Origin of the sequence: Arthrobacter sp. B6, assembly GCF_001663775.1 — a bacterium.
Classification (GTDB): domain Bacteria; phylum Actinomycetota; class Actinomycetes; order Actinomycetales; family Micrococcaceae; genus Arthrobacter.
Genome location: NZ_KV467169.1, coordinates 957,770 through 975,424, shown reverse-complemented (window position 1 = coordinate 975,424; position 17,655 = coordinate 957,770). Strand labels below are relative to the sequence as shown.

General features: G+C 66.3%; 19 protein-coding genes and 1 tRNA gene. 10 read left to right on the top strand and 10 right to left on the bottom strand.

All coding sequences use genetic code 11. The annotated features are described in order from the left end of the window. Positions 1-12: 12 nt before the first annotated feature. Positions 13-1,095 (top strand): CAF17-like 4Fe-4S cluster assembly/insertion protein YgfZ, encoded by a 1,083-nt coding sequence (gene ygfZ / locus AU175_RS19175; RefSeq protein WP_066293367.1) that lies wholly within the window; start codon positions 13-15, stop codon positions 1,093-1,095. Then, positions 1,095-1,520 carry an ankyrin repeat domain-containing protein gene (locus tag AU175_RS19170; RefSeq protein ID WP_066293365.1) on the top strand — a complete coding sequence of 142 codons (426 nt, stop codon included), beginning with the start codon at positions 1,095-1,097 and terminating at the stop codon, positions 1,518-1,520. The genes ygfZ and AU175_RS19170 overlap by 1 nt, the downstream gene beginning before the upstream one ends. 91 nt (positions 1,521-1,611) lie before the next feature. Here AU175_RS19170 and AU175_RS19165 read toward each other — a convergent pair whose 3' ends face one another. The 9 genes from AU175_RS19165 to AU175_RS19125 form a co-directional block, all read right to left on the bottom strand. Beyond that, a complete protein-coding gene (locus tag AU175_RS19165; RefSeq protein WP_066293357.1) occupies positions 1,612-2,328 on the bottom strand; it encodes a GNAT family N-acetyltransferase in 717 nt (238 codons plus the stop codon). Between the two features lie 102 nt (positions 2,329-2,430). After that, positions 2,431-3,456: an ATP-dependent 6-phosphofructokinase gene (locus AU175_RS19160; protein ID WP_066293355.1), complete on the bottom strand. Its 1,026-nt coding sequence runs from the start codon at positions 3,454-3,456 to the stop codon at positions 2,431-2,433. A gap of 98 nt (positions 3,457-3,554) precedes the next feature. After that, the gene (locus AU175_RS19155) at positions 3,555-4,187 is read right to left on the bottom strand and encodes a response regulator (protein WP_066293353.1); all 633 of its coding nucleotides are present in this window, start codon (positions 4,185-4,187) and stop codon (positions 3,555-3,557) included. Beyond that, positions 4,184-5,500 carry a sensor histidine kinase gene (locus AU175_RS19150; RefSeq protein ID WP_066293346.1) on the bottom strand — a complete coding sequence of 439 codons (1,317 nt, stop codon included), beginning with the start codon at positions 5,498-5,500 and terminating at the stop codon, positions 4,184-4,186. Before AU175_RS19150 ends, AU175_RS19155 begins: the two co-directional genes overlap by 4 nt. Before the next feature lie 67 nt (positions 5,501-5,567). After that, the gene (locus AU175_RS19145) at positions 5,568-6,434 is read right to left on the bottom strand and encodes an ABC transporter permease (protein WP_066293342.1); all 867 of its coding nucleotides are present in this window, start codon (positions 6,432-6,434) and stop codon (positions 5,568-5,570) included. After that, positions 6,431-7,405, bottom strand: a complete 975-nt coding sequence (locus AU175_RS19140) for an ABC transporter ATP-binding protein (RefSeq protein WP_066293339.1) — start codon at positions 7,403-7,405, stop codon at positions 6,431-6,433. Before AU175_RS19140 ends, AU175_RS19145 begins: the two co-directional genes overlap by 4 nt. A 185-nt stretch (positions 7,406-7,590) precedes the next feature. Next, on the bottom strand, positions 7,591-7,848 hold the full coding sequence (locus tag AU175_RS19135) for a PspC domain-containing protein (protein WP_066293338.1): 258 nt from the start codon (positions 7,846-7,848) through the stop codon (positions 7,591-7,593). A 3-nt stretch (positions 7,849-7,851) separates the two neighbouring features. Next, positions 7,852-8,145 (bottom strand): hypothetical protein, encoded by a 294-nt coding sequence (locus AU175_RS19130; RefSeq protein ID WP_066293336.1) that lies wholly within the window; start codon positions 8,143-8,145, stop codon positions 7,852-7,854. A 1-nt stretch (position 8,146) separates the two neighbouring features. Further along, complete coding sequence (locus AU175_RS19125; RefSeq protein WP_066293334.1) at positions 8,147-9,736, bottom strand: PspC domain-containing protein; 1,590 nt, start codon at positions 9,734-9,736, stop codon at positions 8,147-8,149. A 124-nt stretch (positions 9,737-9,860) separates the two neighbouring features. On the opposite strand from AU175_RS19125, the gene AU175_RS19120 reads away from it, so the two are divergent. Further along, a complete protein-coding gene (locus tag AU175_RS19120; RefSeq protein ID WP_066293332.1) occupies positions 9,861-11,294 on the top strand; it encodes an ATP-binding protein in 1,434 nt (477 codons plus the stop codon). Beyond that, complete coding sequence (locus tag AU175_RS19115) at positions 11,291-11,974, top strand: LuxR C-terminal-related transcriptional regulator (RefSeq protein WP_066293330.1); 684 nt, start codon at positions 11,291-11,293, stop codon at positions 11,972-11,974. Before AU175_RS19120 ends, AU175_RS19115 begins: the two co-directional genes overlap by 4 nt. Before the next feature lie 144 nt (positions 11,975-12,118). On the opposite strand, the gene AU175_RS19110 is transcribed toward AU175_RS19115, so the two are convergent. Further along, positions 12,119-13,336 carry a pyridoxal phosphate-dependent aminotransferase gene (locus tag AU175_RS19110; protein WP_066293324.1) on the bottom strand — a complete coding sequence of 406 codons (1,218 nt, stop codon included), beginning with the start codon at positions 13,334-13,336 and terminating at the stop codon, positions 12,119-12,121. Positions 13,337-13,612: 276 nt separating this feature from the next. Between AU175_RS19110 and AU175_RS19100 the strand changes: the two genes are divergently transcribed. The 6 genes from AU175_RS19100 (at position 13,613) to AU175_RS19075 (ending at position 17,647) form a co-directional block, all read left to right on the top strand. Continuing rightward, a tRNA-Trp gene (locus AU175_RS19100) sits at positions 13,613-13,685 on the top strand. A 42-nt stretch (positions 13,686-13,727) separates the two neighbouring features. Further along, positions 13,728-14,051 (top strand): preprotein translocase subunit SecE, encoded by a 324-nt coding sequence (secE, locus tag AU175_RS19095; RefSeq protein WP_066293321.1) that lies wholly within the window; start codon positions 13,728-13,730, stop codon positions 14,049-14,051. Positions 14,052-14,167: 116 nt separating this feature from the next. After that, entirely contained in the window at positions 14,168-15,010 is an 843-nt protein-coding gene (nusG, locus tag AU175_RS19090) for a transcription termination/antitermination protein NusG (RefSeq protein WP_066293319.1), read from the top strand. Between the two features lie 130 nt (positions 15,011-15,140). Beyond that, positions 15,141-15,572 carry a 50S ribosomal protein L11 gene (rplK, locus tag AU175_RS19085; RefSeq protein WP_024365990.1) on the top strand — a complete coding sequence of 144 codons (432 nt, stop codon included), beginning with the start codon at positions 15,141-15,143 and terminating at the stop codon, positions 15,570-15,572. A 129-nt stretch (positions 15,573-15,701) separates the two neighbouring features. Beyond that, complete coding sequence (rplA, locus tag AU175_RS19080) at positions 15,702-16,409, top strand: 50S ribosomal protein L1 (protein WP_066293317.1); 708 nt, start codon at positions 15,702-15,704, stop codon at positions 16,407-16,409. Positions 16,410-16,534: 125 nt separating this feature from the next. After that, a complete protein-coding gene (locus AU175_RS19075) occupies positions 16,535-17,647 on the top strand; it encodes a GNAT family N-acetyltransferase (RefSeq protein WP_066293315.1) in 1,113 nt (370 codons plus the stop codon). The last annotated feature ends 8 nt before the right edge of the window (positions 17,648-17,655 follow it).

Below are 17,655 nucleotides of genomic sequence, written 5' to 3'. Positions count from 1 at the left end.
CGTTGCCCCAGTATGACTACTCCCAGCCCACTGCTGTCGCGCCCTGGTGCCGTCGAGGGCGCCGGCGCGGACGCCGGCGTCGCAGCCCACTACGGTGAGCCCCTGCGTGAGCAGCGCGCCCTCGCGGCCGGCACCGCCGTCGTCGACCTCTCCCACCGCGGCGTGGTGACCGTCAGTGGCCCGGACCGGCTGACGTGGCTGAACACCTTGTCGTCCCAGCAGGTCACCGGCCTGCAGCCGCGGGAATCAAGCGAACTGCTCCTGCTGAGCATCCAGGGCCGGATCGAGTTTGACGCCCGGGTGGTGGACGACGGCGGGACCACCTGGCTCATCGTGGAGGCCGCCGAGGCCGGTCCGCTGGCTGAATGGCTAAACAGGATGAAGTTCATGCTGAGGGTCGAAATCAACGACGTCTCCTCAGAATGGGCAGTGCTCGGGTCCACCAAGGAAGTACCGGAATGGTCCGGCCTGCTGGCCTGGCAGGATCCTTGGCCCCATGTCGGCGCCGGCGGCTACTCCTACGCAGTGGTTCCCGAAGATGGGCACCCCGGGCTGGAACGGCCATGGTTCGAGTACCTGGTACCGGCCGCCGAACTGGAACAGACGGTGAAGGACCGGCCGCTCGCCGGTGTGCTGGCAGCCGAAGCCCTCCGCGTTGCTGCCTGGCGTCCCCGGCTGGGCGCCGAAACCGACGACAAGACCATTCCGCACGAACTGGACCTCCTTCGCACTGCGGTGCACCTGTCCAAAGGCTGCTACAAGGGCCAGGAGACCATTGCCAGGGTGCACAACCTGGGCCATCCACCGCGGCGCCTGGTTTTCCTCCAGCTGGACGGATCCCAGCACACCATGCCGGCACCGGGCAGCCAGGTCCTCCTCGGCGAGCGGAAGATCGGCACGGTAACCTCCGTGGCACAGCACTACGAAATGGGCCCGGTGGCGCTGGCCGTCATTAAGCGCTCCGTTGCACCTGATGAAATACTGACTGTGCTGGACGGCGAGGAACCTTACCCGGCCGCCCAGGAAGTGATTGTCGCCCCCGACGCCGGCCAGGTAGTGGGGCGCCCGACAGGATTCCTGAGGGGGACCCGCTGATGACAGAAAACACCGCACCCGGCCCGGCAGCATCCGGCTCACCAGCGCCTGACGATGAAACCGTGGCGCTGGCCCACAAGCTGTTCCAGGCCGCCAGGGAAGGTGACACCGGGCTTCTGCGCGGCTACCTCGGCGCCGGGGCTCCTGCCACCATGACCAACGCTGCCGGGGATTCGTTGCTGATGCTTGCCGCATACCACGGCCACGCGGAGACGGTGAAGCTTATTCTGGAGCACGGTGCCGAGGCTGACACTGCCAACGACCGGGGCCAGACGCCGCTGGCCGGAGCGGCGTTCAAGGGCTACACGGACGTTGCCCGCGTGCTGCTGGACGCCGGTGCCGACCCCGACGCCGGCACGCCGTCGGCCCGGGCTGCGGCGCAGATGTTCGCCCGCACGGAGATCCTTCACCTGCTGGGGAACTGATCCTGCTCCACTGAGCCCGACCGCGGCACTGGGCCGACGGCGGCGCGCTACGTGCCGCCGGGCCGGACCGGGCGAGGCCTGGCCCGGGGGGTCAGCGCAGGTGCACGCTGGTCTGGATTCCTCCGGTGGACAGCCCGAGCTTCCGGGCCAAAGCCACGGATCCGGTGTTGCTGACTTCGGCACGCCACTGGACGGTGAGTCCTGCCGCGAGTGCCTCGTGGGCGGCGATGGAGGCAGCCAACGAGCCAAGCCCGCGCCGCCGCCACGCAGGATCCACCAGCACACCGAGGTGGCCCAGCAGGCCTTCCCACTCGGTGTACGCCCCGCAGGCTACCGGGACCCGCCGGCCGTCCACCTCGTGCACGATGGTGTACCGGTTTTCCAGGTCCGAGAGCCCCACCTCGTTGACGTCGTCCGGGGGGCACAGCGCTTCCAGTTCGATCGCCTCGGGGTTGCCGTGGGACACCGTCAGGTCCTCGGACGGATGCTTCAGGGGCAGGTCGTCGGCGAAGAACAGTGCCGCCGCCCCCAGACCGTGTCCTCCATGGTCGCGGGTCAGGGTCAGCAGGGTGACGTGCTGGGCCATCTCCTGGTCCGGGATTCCGGCAGCAGCGTCGATCACCCACTGCGGGCCAACCAGGGCCGAGCTGCCGAAAAGCCGGACAAATTCCACCGTCTGCACTGAATCGTCAGCCCTGACCAGCCGCTCGCCGGAAGCAACCGCCCCCGCGAACGCATCGTCGTCGAGCCCCAGGCGCCTTGCCCATGCGAGCTGTATGATGGCGGCGGAACCGGGGTCAAGAGTCATATCCCCAGCCTACCCAGCACAGGGAAGCGCGAACGTACAGTTGTGGCCCTTCGAAGTGGGGCCACAACTGTACGTTCGCGCGGATCCTGTGCTGATTGAGGCCTAGCCGAACAGGACGGCGGCCTCGTCGTAGCGGTTCTGCGGAACGGTCTTCAACTGGCCCAGGGCCTCCGAGAAGGCCACGTGCTCGATGTCGGTGCCCTTGAGCGCCACCATGCCGCCCCAGTAGCCTTCCACCACGGAATCGATGGCGGCCATGCCCAGCCGGGTGGCCAGGACGCGGTCGAAGGCGGACGGGACGCCGCCGCGCTGGATGTGGCCCAGGATGGTGGCGCGGGTTTCGATGCCCGTGCGGGCTTCAAGTTCGGGGGCGAGCTGGTCCGCGATGCCGCCCAGCCGGGGCCGGCCGAAGGTGTCCAGGCCACGCTCGGAGTGGGGAGTTTCCATATGTTCAGGCACAAAGCCTTCCGCAACCACCACCAGGGGCGCACGGCCACGGTCGTGGGCCTCCTGCACCCATTCGGTGATCTGTTCGATGCTGACCTTCTGCTCCGGGATCAGGATGGCATGCGCACCGGCGGCCATTCCGGCGTGGAGGGCGATCCACCCCACATGGCGGCCCATCACTTCGGCGATCATGCAGCGGTGATGGGACTCGCCGGTGGTACGCAGCCGGTCGATGGCCTCGGTGGCGATCTGCACGGCCGTATCAAATCCGAAGGTGTAGTCGGTGGCGTCGAGGTCATTGTCCACGGTCTTGGGGACACCCACGATCTTCAGCCCGGCGTCGGTGAGGCGCTTGGCCGCAGCGAGTGTTCCCTCACCGCCGATGGCGATGATCGCATCGATGCCCATGCGGTCCATGTGGGCCTTGATGACCTCCGGGCCGCCGCCGTTCTCGAACGGGTTGGTGCGGGAAGTCCCCAGGATGGTGCCACCCTGCTTGGCGATGCCGCGGACCATGGTGCGGGGGATATCGATGATGTCGCCTTCAACGACGCCGCGCCAGCCGTCCAGGAACCCCACGAATTCGTGGCCGTGGATGGCAATGCCTTTAAGGACGGCTCCGCGGATAACGGCGTTCAGTCCGGGGCAGTCGCCACCGCTGGTAAGAATTCCAATTTTCATGTCTCGGCTCAAATCCTGGTGTGAAGGTTTACAGGCAGAGCGCCACGCTGAGCTCACCCTAGATTCTAGTGCTCGGTGTGGGGTACGACACAAACCGGTTACAAAAGGCCACGCTCCATGGCGAGGACCACAGCCCGGGTCCTGTCATCCACATCCAGTTTGTTGAAGACCCTCAGCAGGTGGGTTTTGACGGTCGCTTCGGCGATGTGCAGGCGCGCGGCCACCTCGGGGTTGCTCAGTCCCTGGGCAACGCAACGGAGGACCTCCACCTCCCTGGCCGTCAGCCGGGGCGGTTCCGGGGACCGCATCCGGGAGACCAGCCGTGCCGCAACCGGCGGCGCCAGCACGGTCTCACCACGGGCAGCAGCGCGCACGGCGTCAATGATCCGCTCCCCGGGAGTGTCCTTCAGGAGGTAGCCCACCGCGCCCGACTCCACTGCGCGCATGATGTCGGAGTCGTCGTCGTAAGTAGTGAGGACCAGTACCTTGGTGCCGGGGAACCGGTCCCGGATCTGTTCCGTGGCGCCGGCGCCGTCCAGGACCGGCATCCGCAGGTCCATCAGCACAACGTCCGGCCGCAGGCGGCTGACGGCGTCCACGGCTTCCTGGCCGTTGGCGGCGTCAGCCACCACGTCAATGCCGGCAGCGGTGTCCAGCAGCGCGGCAAGGCCGCTCCGGACCACAGGGTGGTCATCGGCCAGGACCACGGTGACCGTTCCCGAGGCGGTCACGCCCTGGCTCCGGGCGTGGGGGTTTCCAAGCGATGGTCCGCATCCCCGGACTCCGGTGCTGCCGCGTCGGCACGTTCGGTTCCATCCGCGCGGACGGCTGGTCCCGCCGTCGGGACGACAGCCACCAGCCGGGTGCCGCCGGAGGATGAAGTGACTTCGAGCCGTCCGCCTATTTCCTCCAGGCGGGCAGCCATCGACTTCAGGCCAAACCCCTGGTGGTTGGCGGAGGTGTCAAAGCCCTGTCCGTTGTCCGTCACGGTCAGCCGCAGCAGCGGCGGCTCTCCCGCCGGGACGTCCACCAGCAGCTCCGCGGTTGTGGCCCGGGAATGCCTCCGGACGTTGTTCAGGGCTTCCTGCGCCGTCCGGAGCAGGGCCACCTGCTGCGTGGACTGAAGCGCCGGCAGGCTGTCCGGCAACGCGATCTTCAGCTGCATGCTGTCCAGGTGCAGGGAATCAGGAAGCCGCTGCAGTGCCGCCAGCAGGTCTCCGCCCTGGACGTGGGACGGGACGCCCGACGCCACCAGGGCCCGGGCTTCCGCCAGGCTTTCCCGCGCGGTCTGGGAGATGGCCGAAAGGCTCCGCAGCAGACCCGCGGGATCCTGTGGCTGTGTCCTGAGCTGGGCCTGCGCCGCTTCGGACAACATGGCGATGGACGTGAAGCCCTGTGCCAGGGTGTCGTGGATTTCCCGGGCCATCCGCTCCCGCTCGGCGAGTGCGCCGCGCGCCTGCTCGGCCACATCGAGCTCATGGCGCGTTGCGTCAAGTTCGGCCAGCAGTTCGGCCCGCTGTTCGCTTTGCTGGATGACTTTGGAGATCCACAGGCCGATCATGCAGCTGGCCACGAACGACGTCACCAGCTGTGCCGTGATGCCGTACACCTCCAGGCCGTTCAGCCCCCAGCGGTTCACTTGGCCAACAGCGACGCCCACGCAGAGCAGTGCAGTGGCAGCCACACCCTGGCGCTGAGAGGCCGTAAACATCCAGACCTGCGGGAAGGCCACAAACAGCAGGACGCCCGCGCCGTCGTACACAAACGAGAGGAACACCACCACCGCCACTAGCAGCGCCACATAAATGGTGGGACGTGGCGTACGGAGATCCCTGGTGCGGGTGAGGAACGGGTAGGCGGTCCCGAGGAGCAGCAGCGCCCCAACCACCAGCGGGGTCCCGGGCTCCCGTTCATTGCCGAAGAGCGCGAAGTAGGACACGCTGGCCAGCGCCGCGTAGAAACCGGCATGCCACCAGACCATGGAGGTGGTCCACACCGAGCGCGCGGGCAGCAGCCGCTCGGTCCGTCCGCTGATATAGCTCATGGGTGCACACTATCGGCGTGGAGGCAGGCAACCAAGGTGGACGACACGCCCGCCCCCACCGGCCCGGCTACTTCTGTGGCGGCCACTTGAACGCCAGCCGGGCCACGACAGCGCCGGCCACCACCCAGATGCCCAGCACCAGGAACGTAAGCGGCAGGTTGTACGTGCCGCCCGGCTCCACGGCCTCAAAGCTGCCGGGCAGGAAGACAGACCGGAAGGCGCTCGCCGTCCAGCGCAGGGGGAAGAAATTGCTGACGGACTGCAGCCAGTCCGGAAGCTGGGAAAACGGGAAATACACTCCGGACGTGAAGGACAGTAGCAGCACGGGCAGCACCGCGAGCGTCGAGGCGCTCTGTGCGGACTTGGGCAGGGCCGTGAAGGCTATGGCCACGGTGGCCCACGCGGCCGTGGCCAGGACCATCAAAAGGGCCATCAGCGCCCACTGTCCGGCTTCGCGGGGGAGCGGCACGTCAAACAGGAGGGTGGCAGCCAGCAGCAGGAAGGCGGTCTGCGCCACGATCAGGTAGAGCGTCTGCCCTGTTTTCCCGATGAAGTACGAGGCCGCTGGCAACGGTGTTCCGGCCAGCCGTTTTACCGTGCCGTTGAAGCGCTCGGTTGCAACGTAGCTGCTGAGGTTCTGGAAGCCGCTGAGGATGGTGCTCAGCGCGAGCATGCCGGGAAGGTAGTAGTGGGCCGGGGTGATGCCGCCCTGCCCGTTAGGATCCGCGCCGAACACTGGCTCATCCCCGAAGACGGTACCGAACAGCGACATCATCAGGATCGGGAAAAACAGCACGAGGCCCAGTGACAGCACATCCCGGTTAAATAACTTGATCTCCAGCAGGATCCGGCCAAGCCCCAGGCGCAGGACTGATGGACGCCAGGCCGGCCGGCCTGTTTCGGCGGCGGCGGATGCGGGCAGTGCGGGGCTCATCGGTGGGCTCCTGTCGTGGAGGGTGTTGCCTGGTCCGGCTGTGCCGCCGGGTCTGCCGACGGTTCGGGATGGTCCGGACGCTGCTCATCGGCGGTGCCGATGAGGTGGAGGTAGATGTCCTCCAGGCTGGGACGCACGACGGCGAGCTCCGCCGGCTCGGTTGCGCCGCCGTCGGACAGTGAATTGACCAGGGCGGCCGGCTGCCCGGTGACCACTTCGCGGAGGCCGGACGCATCCCGCCACCGGACGCGCGGCACGCGGAGGCCAGGGCCGCCGATGTCCTGCGGGGTGCCCTCGGCGATCAGCCGGCCGTGGTTAATCACGCCGATGCGGTCCGCCAGTTGCTCGGCCTCGTCGAGGTAGTGCGTGGTGAGCACTATGGTGGTGCCGCCATGGCTCAGCTGGCGGATGAGGTCCCAGAACTGCCGCCGGGCCTCGGGATCGAACCCGGTGGTGGGTTCATCCAGGAACAGGACTTCCGGGTTGCCGATGATCCCCAGCGCCACATCAAGGCGGCGCCGCTGGCCGCCGGACAGTGTGGAGATGCGGACCCCGCCCTTGCCGCCGAGCCCCACAGCGTCAATGACGTCGTCCACCTGCCGGGGTGCGGGAAAGCAGGACGCGAGTGACCGCAGTGCCTCCGAAACCCGAAGTTCTCCCGAGTCCGTGGCCTCCTGGAGGACAATCCCGATTCTGGCGCGGAAGGACGGGTGGGCCTTCCAGGGCCGGGTTTCCAGGACCCGCACGTCGCCGCTGTCCGGTTTCCGGTGTCCTTCAAGCATCTCGATGGTGGTGGACTTGCCCGCCCCGTTCGGACCCAGAAGGGCATAGGTTTCGCCGGCGCGGATGGTGAGGTCGAGGTGGTCCACGGCGGTGAGGGTGCCGCCCTTGGGGAGCCGGTAGGACTTGTTGAGCCCGCGGACGGTGATGGCGTCAGGGGCCGGCCGCTCCGGGCTGGGTGAAGAGTTCATGCTTCCAGCGTGGCAGTCGGCGGCACCCTGCCGAGAGGCCCAAGCGGTTGAATCCTGTGTCCACCGGCCGGTGGACACAGGATAGGAAAGACGCAGGGTCAGGCGGCAACGGAAAGGCCCCCGTCCGCGGAGTTCCCTGGGGGAGTACGCCGCGGGGCGGGGGCCTGGTTGCCTGGTTGCTGGGGTCAGGATCCGTTGATGGACCGTCGGTCAAGGAAGGACTGCAGCGGGATGGAGTTCCGCTGGTCCGGAAGTATCAGCCAGGCTGCCACATAGAAGACCACTGCGGGTCCGGGGAGGAGGCAGAAAACGAGGAAGGCGATCCGCACGAAGGCCACATCCACGTTGAGCTTGGCCGCGATCCCTCCGCACACGCCGCCCAGCCAGCGCTCCGGGCCGCGTTTCAGGCCGAGGCCCCTGACGATGCTGAAAAACTTGTCCATGGTTCAAGACTTCCCTGTTATGGGTCCGTTGTCACGTTTCTTCGCCGAGACCAGGCCGCCAACCACCAGCGCGGCCCCGGCCCCCAGCATGAGGCCGATCAGTACGTAAGTACCGTTCAGGGTCACGACGCCCAGTTGGGCGATGATGACCAGGACGGCGAGGGCCAGGACCACGAGGCCCCAGACGACGGTACCCACCCGGGTGGGTGCGGGGCCGGTGGGTTCTGTGCTCCCGTTGGACTCCGCCGTCGGCGTTTCCTTGGTGTATGAATCCGGTGCCGGATCAACGTTGCTCATGTCAGTTTCCTTCCTGGATGGTGACGTTGCTGAAGGTGCCGTCAATCTCGACCACCAGGCGGGCGCCGGGCAGGTCGGTGTTGTAGCTGCTTTCCCGGGTGGAGACCCCGCTGCGGTGGTTGGCGCCTTCGTGGATGTTGCCCATGGTCATGTCGGCCTTGATGTCTACCGGGACGTTGTCAGGGATGATCACTGTCACGTTGCTGGCTGTGATGTCCAGGGGAATCTCGACGTCGGAAGCCAGCGGGGCAGTCACGCCCAGTTCGGTGAGGTCAACAGTCCCGCGGCCGGCCGTAACGTCGAATCCGTCCCTGGCCTGCTCAATACTGGCGGGCGTCCAGCCCACGTGCGTAAAGCGGACCCTGTCGCCGTCGCCCACCAGGCTGAAGATGCCGCCGATGACCAGGGCCACCACGGCAAAGAAGCCGAGGATCCCGGAAGTCCTGCCGCGCAGGCCGGCAACAAGGATGCCCAGGCCCAATACGGCTGCGGCGCTTGCCCAGACGATGGCGTTCGCGGAGTCGCCGAGGTTGATGACGTTGCCGGCGTCGAGGGCCTTGAGCCCGCCGCCCACAAGCAGAGCCGTTCCGGCGGTGATTGCCACGGCAGGGGTTCCGGGGCCGCCGGGGCGGACCTTGGGCGGGAGAGCCGGGCCCTGCGGCGGCTGGTAACCGCCGCCATAGCTGCCGCCTCCATAGTTGCCTCCGCCCGGGAAGTTGCCGCCGCCGTAGGGCGGGGTTGGACCCGAGGGGGGTGTCGGAGTGTAGGGAGGGTTCCCCGCGGAGCCGGTGCCCGTCGTCGAGTACGGCGAGGTGTAGGGGGAGGTGGGGTAAGCGGCCGCGAAGGCGGCGTTTCCGCCGGCGCCGGCGGGATGCGCGGTGGCGTTCATGGGAGCTCCGTTCCGGGCCCTGTTGCGTTGGGTCAGGTAGTAGATGAGGTAGATGGCGCCGCCCACCCAGAAGACGGTCCAGAGGAATCCGCCGAAGCCGTTGCGGCTCCAGCCCCAGAAGCCGCCGCCGAGCCCGGTGAGGCCGACCACGGTGGTGATGAGCGCGCCGGTCATGCCCGTGGACCACCGGCCTGCGCCGGCTTCCTGGACATGGATGCGACCGTCAGGCTCGGGCAGGAATGCCCAGGCCAGGCCGTAAAGGAGGACGCCGATTCCGGCGAAAAGCGTGAGCACGATGAAGATGCCCCGGACAATCAGCGGATCGATGCCCATCCGCTGCGCGATGCCGCTGGAGACGCCACCGATCCAGCGGTCCCGTCCGCGCTGGATGCCGTGGCTCCGGATCCAGGGAAAGAAATCAGTGGACTGGCCAGGCGCTTTGGCGCCAACGTACGGGCCCGACGAGGGCCCGGCGTAGGAGCCGGCATACGGTCCGGGCTGCTCGCCGAAAGGAGGCTGGTCTCCTGCGTCCTGCGGCGGGGAAGGCGGCGTGTCCTGGGAAGCGGCGGGTTGGGGCGTCAGCGGTTCGGTGGGTTGTTCTGTTCCGCGGGGCGGGAGTGGTTCGGTGGGGTGTTCTGTTCCGCGGGGCGGGAGTGGTTCGGTGGGGTGTTCCTCATCGGGGGTGGGGTTCTGCGAGTTCATACTTCGATCCTGCCGTCCGGCGTTGTCCCGCTCTACTGGGGAACACCCTGAACGGCCCCTGAGATACCCCCGGTTCGGGCCGGAATCAGGTCCGGGAAACCCTGATCCGTGTTTGGATTGACACATGAGCACAGCCCTTACCCGCCCACCGCTGGTCCGCAGCAGCGACCGCATCATCGCGGGCGTGTGCTCCGGCCTCGCGGCGCACCTGGGCTGGCCGGTGAAGAACGTCAGGATCGGCATGGCGTTCGCGACGCTGGCGGGCGGTGCCGGGCTGGCCTTCTACGCCTGGCTGTGGATCATGGTCCCCACTGCTGACGAAAGCGCCCGGCGCAACGCCAGGCGTCCGGCGTCACCCATTGCCCCGACCGTAAGCCTCGACCCCGCATTCGGTGCAGGGTCGCCGCGCCCAGCAGGCGTGCCGCCGTCAGCCCAGGCCGCTGGCACTCAACCGCTGGGAACTCCCGACGGCGGTGCTTCCGCCCCTGCTGCCGGCTACGGTGCGCCCGCTGCCGGCTACGGTGCGCCCGCTGCCGGCTACGGCGCGCCGGTGCGCCCGCCGTGGTTCCGCGTCCGCAGCATGCGCTACGGCAAGGAGATCCTGCTGGGAGCGGGGCTCCTCCTGGTGGCGGGGATCCTGATCGCGGAGCTGCTGGGCGTCGATGTGCCCCTGGGCACCCTCATTCCTGCCGCCGCCGTGCTGGGCGGCGCTGCCATCGCCTGGATGCAGCTCGACGAGACCCGCCGCGCGGGGCTGGTGGACAAAACCAAGGCCGACCAGGCCGGGGGCTGGGCCCGCCTGGCCGCGGGACTGGCCCTGGTGGTCGCCGGCGTGCTGGTGATGGTGTCCGGTTCGGGATCCTGGGAACAGACCTGGCTGGCGCTGCTTGCTTCGGTAGCGGTGCTGGGCGGCGTGGTGCTGGTGCTGCTTCCCTGGGCACTCAAATTCTGGCGCGACCTGGAATCGGAGCGCGCCGGCAGGGTCCGCGAAACGGAACGGGCCGAGATCGCTGCCCACCTGCACGACTCCGTGCTGCAGACCCTGGCCCTGATCCAGCGCCGTGCCGGCAACGAACACGACGTGATCCGCCTCGCCCGCGCCCAGGAACGTGAACTCCGGGGCTGGCTGTTCCAGGACCCCGGCCGGGACGCCGGGCAGCTTTCTGACCGGATCAAGGCAACGGCGGCCGAGGTCGAGGATTTCCTCGGCAATGCCGTGGACGTGGTGAGTGTGGGGGACACGGCGATGACCGAAGCCCACGAGGCCCTGGTCCAGGCCAGCCGGGAGGCGATGCTGAATGCCTCCAGGCACGGCGGCGGTGCCGTTTCCGTGTATCTGGAGGTCTCCGACGGCCGCGCGGAGGTCTTCATCAAGGACCGCGGACCCGGCTTCGAACTCAACGATGTGCCCGAGGACAGGCTGGGGGTGCGGGAATCGATCATCGGACGCATGAAGCGCCACGGCGGGACAGCCTCCATCACCAGCACCTCTGACGGCACCGAGGTGCGGCTGGGCCTGCCGGGGCTCCAACCGGACAACGCGGAAGGGAAATCATGAACAACGCACAGGGGACCGGACCCATCCGGCCCGCACAGTCCGTGCGGGTGGTGATAGTGGACGACCACGCCATTTTCCGCTCGGGACTCAAAGCCGACCTTGACGCCAGCATCCAGGTGGTGGGCGAAGCCGCGACGGTGGAGCAGGCCATTGCCGTGATTGCCCAGGAGCGCCCGGAGGTGGTGCTGCTGGACGTTCACCTGCCGGGCGGCCTCGGCGGCGGGGGACGTGAAGTCATTGCCGGCTCCGCCGCCCTCCTGGGCACCACCAAGTTCCTGGCCCTGAGCGTCTCGGACGCTGCCGAGGACGTCGTGGCGGTCATCCGTGCAGGGGCACGGGGGTATGTCACCAAGACCATCTCCGGAGCCGAAATCACCGATGCAGTGTTCCGGGTGGCGGGCGGGGACGCCGTCTTCTCACCTCGACTGGCAGGCTTCGTGCTGGATGCTTTCGGGACCGCGCCGGCGGACATCGCCGACGACGAGCTGGACCGGCTGTCCGCCCGCGAGTTGGAAGTCATGCGCCTGATCGCCCGCGGCTACAGCTACAAGGAAGTGGCCAAGGAGCTGTTCATCAGCATCAAGACCGTGGAAACACATGTATCTGCGGTACTGCGAAAACTCCAGCTCTCCAGCCGGCACGAGCTCACTAAATGGGCCGCCGAACGCCGCCTCCTCTAGCCCACCAGGACGCTCTCTCACTTCCTGCGGCTTTTTGGCACACGCTCTCTCACTTCCTGTCGCTTAAACGCAAACGCTCTCTCCCTCTCCTAAAGAAAGTGATAGAGCGTTTGGGTTTTTCTTGCAGGAAGTGAGAGAGCGTGCCTACTTGGCCTTGCCCAGGAAGTCCTGGAGCCGGGCCACTCCGGTGGCCAGGTCGTCGTCGCCCAGGGCGTAGGAGAGGCGCAGGTACCCGGAGGGGCCGAACGCCTCGCCCGGCACCACTGCCACCTCAACCTCGTCCAGGATCAGGGCCGCCAGTTCAGCGGAGGTCGACGGCGTGGCGGTGCCTGCCGCCGTCGGAAATTCCTTCCCCAGCAGCCCGCGGACGTCCGCGTAGACGTAGAAGGCGCCCTTCGGCGTCGGGCATTCGACGCCCTCGATGGCGTTCAGTCCGGCGACGATGGCCTTGCGCCGGCGGTCAAAGGCGACCTTCATTTCGTCGACGGCGGTGAGCGGGCCGGAGACCGCGGCGAGGGCTGCGATCTGCATGATGTTGGAGACGTTGGAGGTCGCGTGGGACTGCAGGTTGGTGGCCGCCTTGATGACGTCGGCCGGACCGATCATCCAGCCCACCCGCCAGCCGGTCATGGCATAAGTCTTGGCCACGCCGTTGAGGATCACCACTTTGTCGCCCAGCTCAGGGGCAGCGGTGGCGATGGAGGTGAACGGGACGCCGTCGTAGGTCAGGTGCTCATAGATCTCGTCGGTGACCACCCACAGGCCCTTGGCGGCGGCCCACTTGCCGATCTCGGCAACCTGTTCGGGGGAGTAGACGGAGCCGGTGGGGTTGGACGGCGAAACGAACAGCAGGATCTTGGTCCGGTCAGTGACAGCTGCCTCGAGCTGGTCGACGGTGACCAGGTAATCCTTTTCCGGGCCGGCGAAGACCTCAACGGGGACACCGCCCGCGAGCCTGATGGCCTCCGGGTACGTGGTCCAGAACGGCGTGGGGACAATCACTTCGTCGCCCGGATCCACCAGCGTGGCGAAGGTGTTGTACACGGCCTGTTTGCCGCCGTTGGTCACCAGTACCTGGGACGCGTCCACGGTGTAGCCCGAATCGCGGAGGGTCTTCTCCGCGATGGCCTTCTTCAGCTCGGGGAGGCCTCCGGCGGGGGAGTAGCGGTGATACTTGGGCTGGCCTGCGGCCTCGATGGACGCTTTCACGATGTAGTCCGGAGTGGGGAAATCCGGTTCACCCGCGCCGAAGCCAATGACCGGCCGGCCGGCTGCCTTCAGCGCCTTGGCCTTGGCATCAACGGCCAGGGTTGCGGATTCGGCAATGGCGGAAATGCGCTGGGAAACGCGGGCGGCAGACATGGGCGGGTCCGTTCTTCGCTTGCAGCCCGAAGGCTGAATGATGGAATTCGACGTGATCTACTCTATGCTGTTCACCGGATCGTTCGGGTTGCCGGATTGGTTTTATGACTGCAGGTCAGATCGCCAATTCCAGCGGAGCGAAGGGTCCGGAAGAGGCTGGTTCGACGAACACGAAGTTGTTCGCGTAGACTGGTTCTCCGGTGTTGAAAACACGGATGATGACGTGCGCCCCAGTGCAAACTGCGGAGGTTTCGTCAGATGCGGTTTTTGATCCATAGGGTAGTGGCGCAATTGGTAGCGCAGCGGTCTCCAAAACCGCAGGTTGCAGGTTCGAGTCCTGTCTGCCCTGCGCAAGCTGTTCCGGCGGTATGCCGGAGCAAGCGCAGCAACCATGGTTCTGATCAGGACCGGGTATTCCAACATTGCAAAGACGAGCGAGGACCAGGTGACCGAAACAGCTGCCAGCAGCTCCCAGGGCCGCCCAGCTAAGAAGGACGCCAAGGCAAACTTCTTCGCTCGCATTGCACTTTTCGTCCGCCAGGTCATCGGCGAACTGAAGAAGGTTGTTGCACCAACCCGCAAGGAACTGATCAACTACACGGCCGTGGTGCTGGTGTTCGTGGCCATCATGATGGTCATCGTCAGCCTGCTGGACCTCGGTTTTGGATCCGCGGTCGGCTGGGTCTTCGGCGGGATCGCTCCCGGGGACCGCTAAGGCGAATCGTCCGCAGGCTGCGTGATTCCGTCCGGGTAAACCGGAGGGAACCATGGAGTGTGCGGAATTGAGCCATTTAAATAGGCATGTTAGGCAATGAGGAAGCAGGAGACCAAGTGTCTGAGCAGGAGCTCGAGGTAACCGAGACTGAGCTGGAAGAGTCCACGGACGTCACGGCAGAAGCCGGTGAAGAGTCTGAGGTTGAGTCCGCTGCGTCCGAATCCGACTTCGCCGATTCTGACGACGCTGACGATTCCGCCGACGACGCTGACGCTGAAGAGGCGGACGTTGACAGCGACGACTCCGACGAAAAGTCGGGGGAGGCTGACGCCCTCGCTGCCGCGGCCGCCAAGGCCGAGGTTGATCCCGCCGAGGAATTCAAGGCCAAACTGCGCCGCCAGGAGGGTGACTGGTACGTCATCCACTCCTACGCCGGTTACGAAAACCGCGTGAAGGCCAACCTTGAAACCCGCATCCAGACCCTGGACATGGAAGAGTACATCTTCGAAATCCAGGTGCCCATGGAAGAAGTCGTTGAGATCAAGAACGCCCAGCGCAAGGTCATCAACCGCGTGCGCATCCCCGGCTACGTCCTGGTCCGGATGGACCTGACGGACGCCTCCTGGGGCGCCGTCCGCCACACCCCCGGCGTCACCGGCTTCGTGGGCAACGCCCACAACCCCGTCCCGCTGCGCCTCGATGAGGTCTTCTCCATGCTCGCCCCGGTCTTCGAAGAAGAGCAGGCCGAGAAGGGCAAGCCCGTCAAGCACGCTGCCGCCCCGGTTGACGTTGACTTCGAGGTTGGCGAGTCCGTCATCGTCAAGGAAGGTCCATTCGAGACCCTCCCGGCCACGATCTCCGAAATCAAGGTGGAATCCCAGACCCTCGTGGTGCTGGTCTCCATCTTCGAGCGCGAGACCCCGGTCACCCTGGCGTTCAACCAGGTCACCAAGATCTAGCTTCACCACAGAATTCGCTCCGGCGCTGCCCGCTTAGCAGTTCCGGAACGGCCGGCCGCCTCGCCATGGCGGCCAAATACCTGAGGCACGCTCCTGTGTCCCAGGACGTCATTGAGAGAAGGACCCTACATTGGCTCCCAAGAAGAAGGTCACCGGCCTCATCAAGCTGCAGATCCAGGCAGGTGCCGCTAACCCGGCTCCGCCGATCGGTCCTGCGCTTGGCCAGCACGGTGTCAACATCATGGAATTCTGCAAGGCGTACAACGCTGCCACAGAAGCCCAGCGCGGAAACGTCATCCCCGTGGAAATCACGGTGTACGAAGACCGTTCATTCACGTTCATCACCAAGACCCCGCCGGCTGCTGAGCTCATCAAGAAGGCTGCAGGCGTTGCCAAGGGTTCACCCACGCCGCACACCGTCAAGGTTGCCAAGCTGACCCAGGCCCAGGTCAACGAGATCGCCACCACCAAGATGGAAGACCTCAACGCCACGAGCCTCGAAGGCGCAGCGAAGATCATCGCCGGCACCGCCCGCTCCATGGGTATCACCGTCGAGGGCTAATAGCCCTTCCCGCCGGGCAACCGGCACCACCTGAAACATTGAAATGTTGGCAATCCGAGCCGGATCACCAACTGTGGCAGGGCCCAGCGCGGTCCGCAGACCACAACTGCACAAGGAGAAATAAGCAGCATGGCAAAGCGCAGCAAAGCATATGAGGCAGCAGCCGCCAAGATCGACGCGGAGAAGTTCTACGCGCCGTTCGAGGCAGTAACGCTCGCCAAGGACACCAACCCGTCCAAGTTCGACGCCACCGTTGAGGTCGCCTTCCGCCTCGGCGTTGACCCCCGTAAGGCTGACCAGATGGTCCGCGGCACCGTCAACCTGCCGCACGGCACGGGTAAGGTCTCGCGCGTCCTGGTTTTCGCAACGGGCGACAAGGCTGAGGCAGCAATCGCAGCCGGCGCCGACTTCGTTGGTTCCGATGACCTGATCGAGAAAATCGCAGCCGGCTGGACCGACTTCGATGCAGCCGTCGCCACCCCTGACCTCATGGGCAAGGTTGGCCGTCTGGGTAAGGTGCTGGGTCCCCGTAACCTGATGCCGAACCCGAAGACCGGCACCGTTACCGCGGATGTCGCCAAGGCTGTCAACGACATCAAGGGCGGCAAGATCGACTTCCGCGTCGACAAGCACTCGAACCTGCACTTCATCATCGGCAAGGTTTCGTTCGACGCCATCAAGCTGGCCGAGAACTACGCCGCAGCACTGGAAGAGGTGCTTCGCCTGAAGCCGTCCGCTTCCAAGGGCCGCTACATCCAGAAGGCCACCGTGGCCACCACGTTCGGTCCGGGAATCTCCGTTGACCCCAACGTCACCAAGGTACTGACCGAGGTCTGATCCTCAAACAGCACCTCCCGCCGGCTCCGTCCGGCACCAAGAGGGACCGCCCGGCACACGCCGGGCGGTCCCTTTGCTTAATCCCGCACCCTCGACTGGACCGCCCGGATGGCTAGGCTGGGAGCATGACCGCGCTGACCATTACCGCTGTTCAGATCCCGCCAACGCCCGACGGCGGCAGGCCAGGCGCCGCGGTCAGTCCGGACGGTGCTACGGACTTCCGTGCCTGCCAGGCCCTCCGCGAAGCCCACGAGCGGCAGAAGTGGGGCAACCTTGACCGCTGCCCCACAGCGGCGGAAGCAAAGGAATTCTGGCAGGGAAATGAGTACGAGGAGCGGCACCTGTTCATCGCCAGGCTGAACGGGGCGATGGTGGGCCTGTGCTCGGTCACGCTGCCACTGCGTGAAAACACCTCCACCGCAGGAATCGATGTCCTGGTGGCCCCGGCATACCGGCGGCGCGGATGGGGGAGGCGGCTGCTGGACTATGCGGAGTCCGTTGCGGCGGGGCGTGGCCGGACGTCGCTGGACGCGTATTGCGAGGTCCCGCTGGAGCTCGTGGAGCGTTCGGGCAGGCTGCTCCCGGCCAAATCAGGAGCCGGCGGACTGCCGCCGGATGAGGCCTCAACCGCCTTCGCATCCGCGGCGGGGTATGAGCTCGAGCAGGTGGAAAGGTCCAGCAGGCTTGCCTTGCCCGTGCCCGCGGAGCGTCTGGAAACGCTGGAGGCCGAGGCGTCCGCCCATGCCCTGGACTACAAAATGGTTGCCTGGGCAGAATCCTGCCCCGGGGAACTCGTTGCGGAATACGCCGTCCTGAAAGCCCGGATGAGCACCGATGTGCCTACGGCCGGACTGGACTGGGGCGCCGAGGACTGGGATGCGGCTCGGGTACGCAACGATGAACAGATGCTCGTCCGCGGCGGAGTCCAAAGCCTGGTCACCGCGGCCATGCACGGCACGTCCGGAAGGCTCGCAGCCTATACGGTCCTGAACTGGCGTCCGGCGGTTCCCGCCTCCGTGATCCAGCAGGATACGTTGGTGTCCGCGGAGCACCGGGGACACCGCCTGGGAATGCTGGTCAAGCTCGCGAACCTGCGCCTGGCGCAGCAGCGTTGGCCCGCCGCGCGGTCCGTCCTTACATGGAATGCCAGCGAAAACCAGCATATGCTGGCGATAAATATTTCGCTTGGATTCAAGCCTGCTGGCTATGAAGGTGAGTGGCAGAAACGGCTGGGATGATGCCCCTT

What these genes read in the sequence shown, in the direction of transcription:
- AU175_RS19135 (WP_066293338.1), bottom strand. Translation starts at nt 7,848, where the DNA reads ATGGACAAGTTTTTCAGCATCGTCAGGGGCCTCGGCCTGAAACGCGGC.
- AU175_RS19150 (WP_066293346.1), bottom strand. Translation starts at nt 5,500, where the DNA reads ATGAGCTATATCAGCGGACGGACCGAGCGGCTGCTGCCCGCGCGCTCG.
- AU175_RS19140 (WP_066293339.1), bottom strand. Translation starts at nt 7,405, where the DNA reads ATGAACTCTTCACCCAGCCCGGAGCGGCCGGCCCCTGACGCCATCACC.
- AU175_RS19130 (WP_066293336.1), bottom strand. Translation starts at nt 8,145, where the DNA reads ATGAGCAACGTTGATCCGGCACCGGATTCATACACCAAGGAAACGCCG.
- AU175_RS19170 (WP_066293365.1), top strand. Translation starts at nt 1,095, where the DNA reads ATGACAGAAAACACCGCACCCGGCCCGGCAGCATCCGGCTCACCAGCG.
- AU175_RS19115 (WP_066293330.1), top strand. Translation starts at nt 11,291, where the DNA reads ATGAACAACGCACAGGGGACCGGACCCATCCGGCCCGCACAGTCCGTG.
- AU175_RS19120 (WP_066293332.1), top strand. Translation starts at nt 9,861, where the DNA reads ATGAGCACAGCCCTTACCCGCCCACCGCTGGTCCGCAGCAGCGACCGC.
- AU175_RS19145 (WP_066293342.1), bottom strand. Translation starts at nt 6,434, where the DNA reads ATGAGCCCCGCACTGCCCGCATCCGCCGCCGCCGAAACAGGCCGGCCG.
- AU175_RS19110 (WP_066293324.1), bottom strand. Translation starts at nt 13,336, where the DNA reads ATGTCTGCCGCCCGCGTTTCCCAGCGCATTTCCGCCATTGCCGAATCC.
- AU175_RS19075 (WP_066293315.1), top strand. Translation starts at nt 16,535, where the DNA reads ATGACCGCGCTGACCATTACCGCTGTTCAGATCCCGCCAACGCCCGAC.
- rplA (WP_066293317.1), top strand. Translation starts at nt 15,702, where the DNA reads ATGGCAAAGCGCAGCAAAGCATATGAGGCAGCAGCCGCCAAGATCGAC.
- ygfZ (WP_066293367.1), top strand. Translation starts at nt 13, where the DNA reads ATGACTACTCCCAGCCCACTGCTGTCGCGCCCTGGTGCCGTCGAGGGC.
- AU175_RS19165 (WP_066293357.1), bottom strand. Translation starts at nt 2,328, where the DNA reads ATGACTCTTGACCCCGGTTCCGCCGCCATCATACAGCTCGCATGGGCA.
- AU175_RS19160 (WP_066293355.1), bottom strand. Translation starts at nt 3,456, where the DNA reads ATGAAAATTGGAATTCTTACCAGCGGTGGCGACTGCCCCGGACTGAAC.
- secE (WP_066293321.1), top strand. Translation starts at nt 13,728, where the DNA reads ATGGTTCTGATCAGGACCGGGTATTCCAACATTGCAAAGACGAGCGAG.
- AU175_RS19125 (WP_066293334.1), bottom strand. Translation starts at nt 9,736, where the DNA reads ATGAACTCGCAGAACCCCACCCCCGATGAGGAACACCCCACCGAACCA.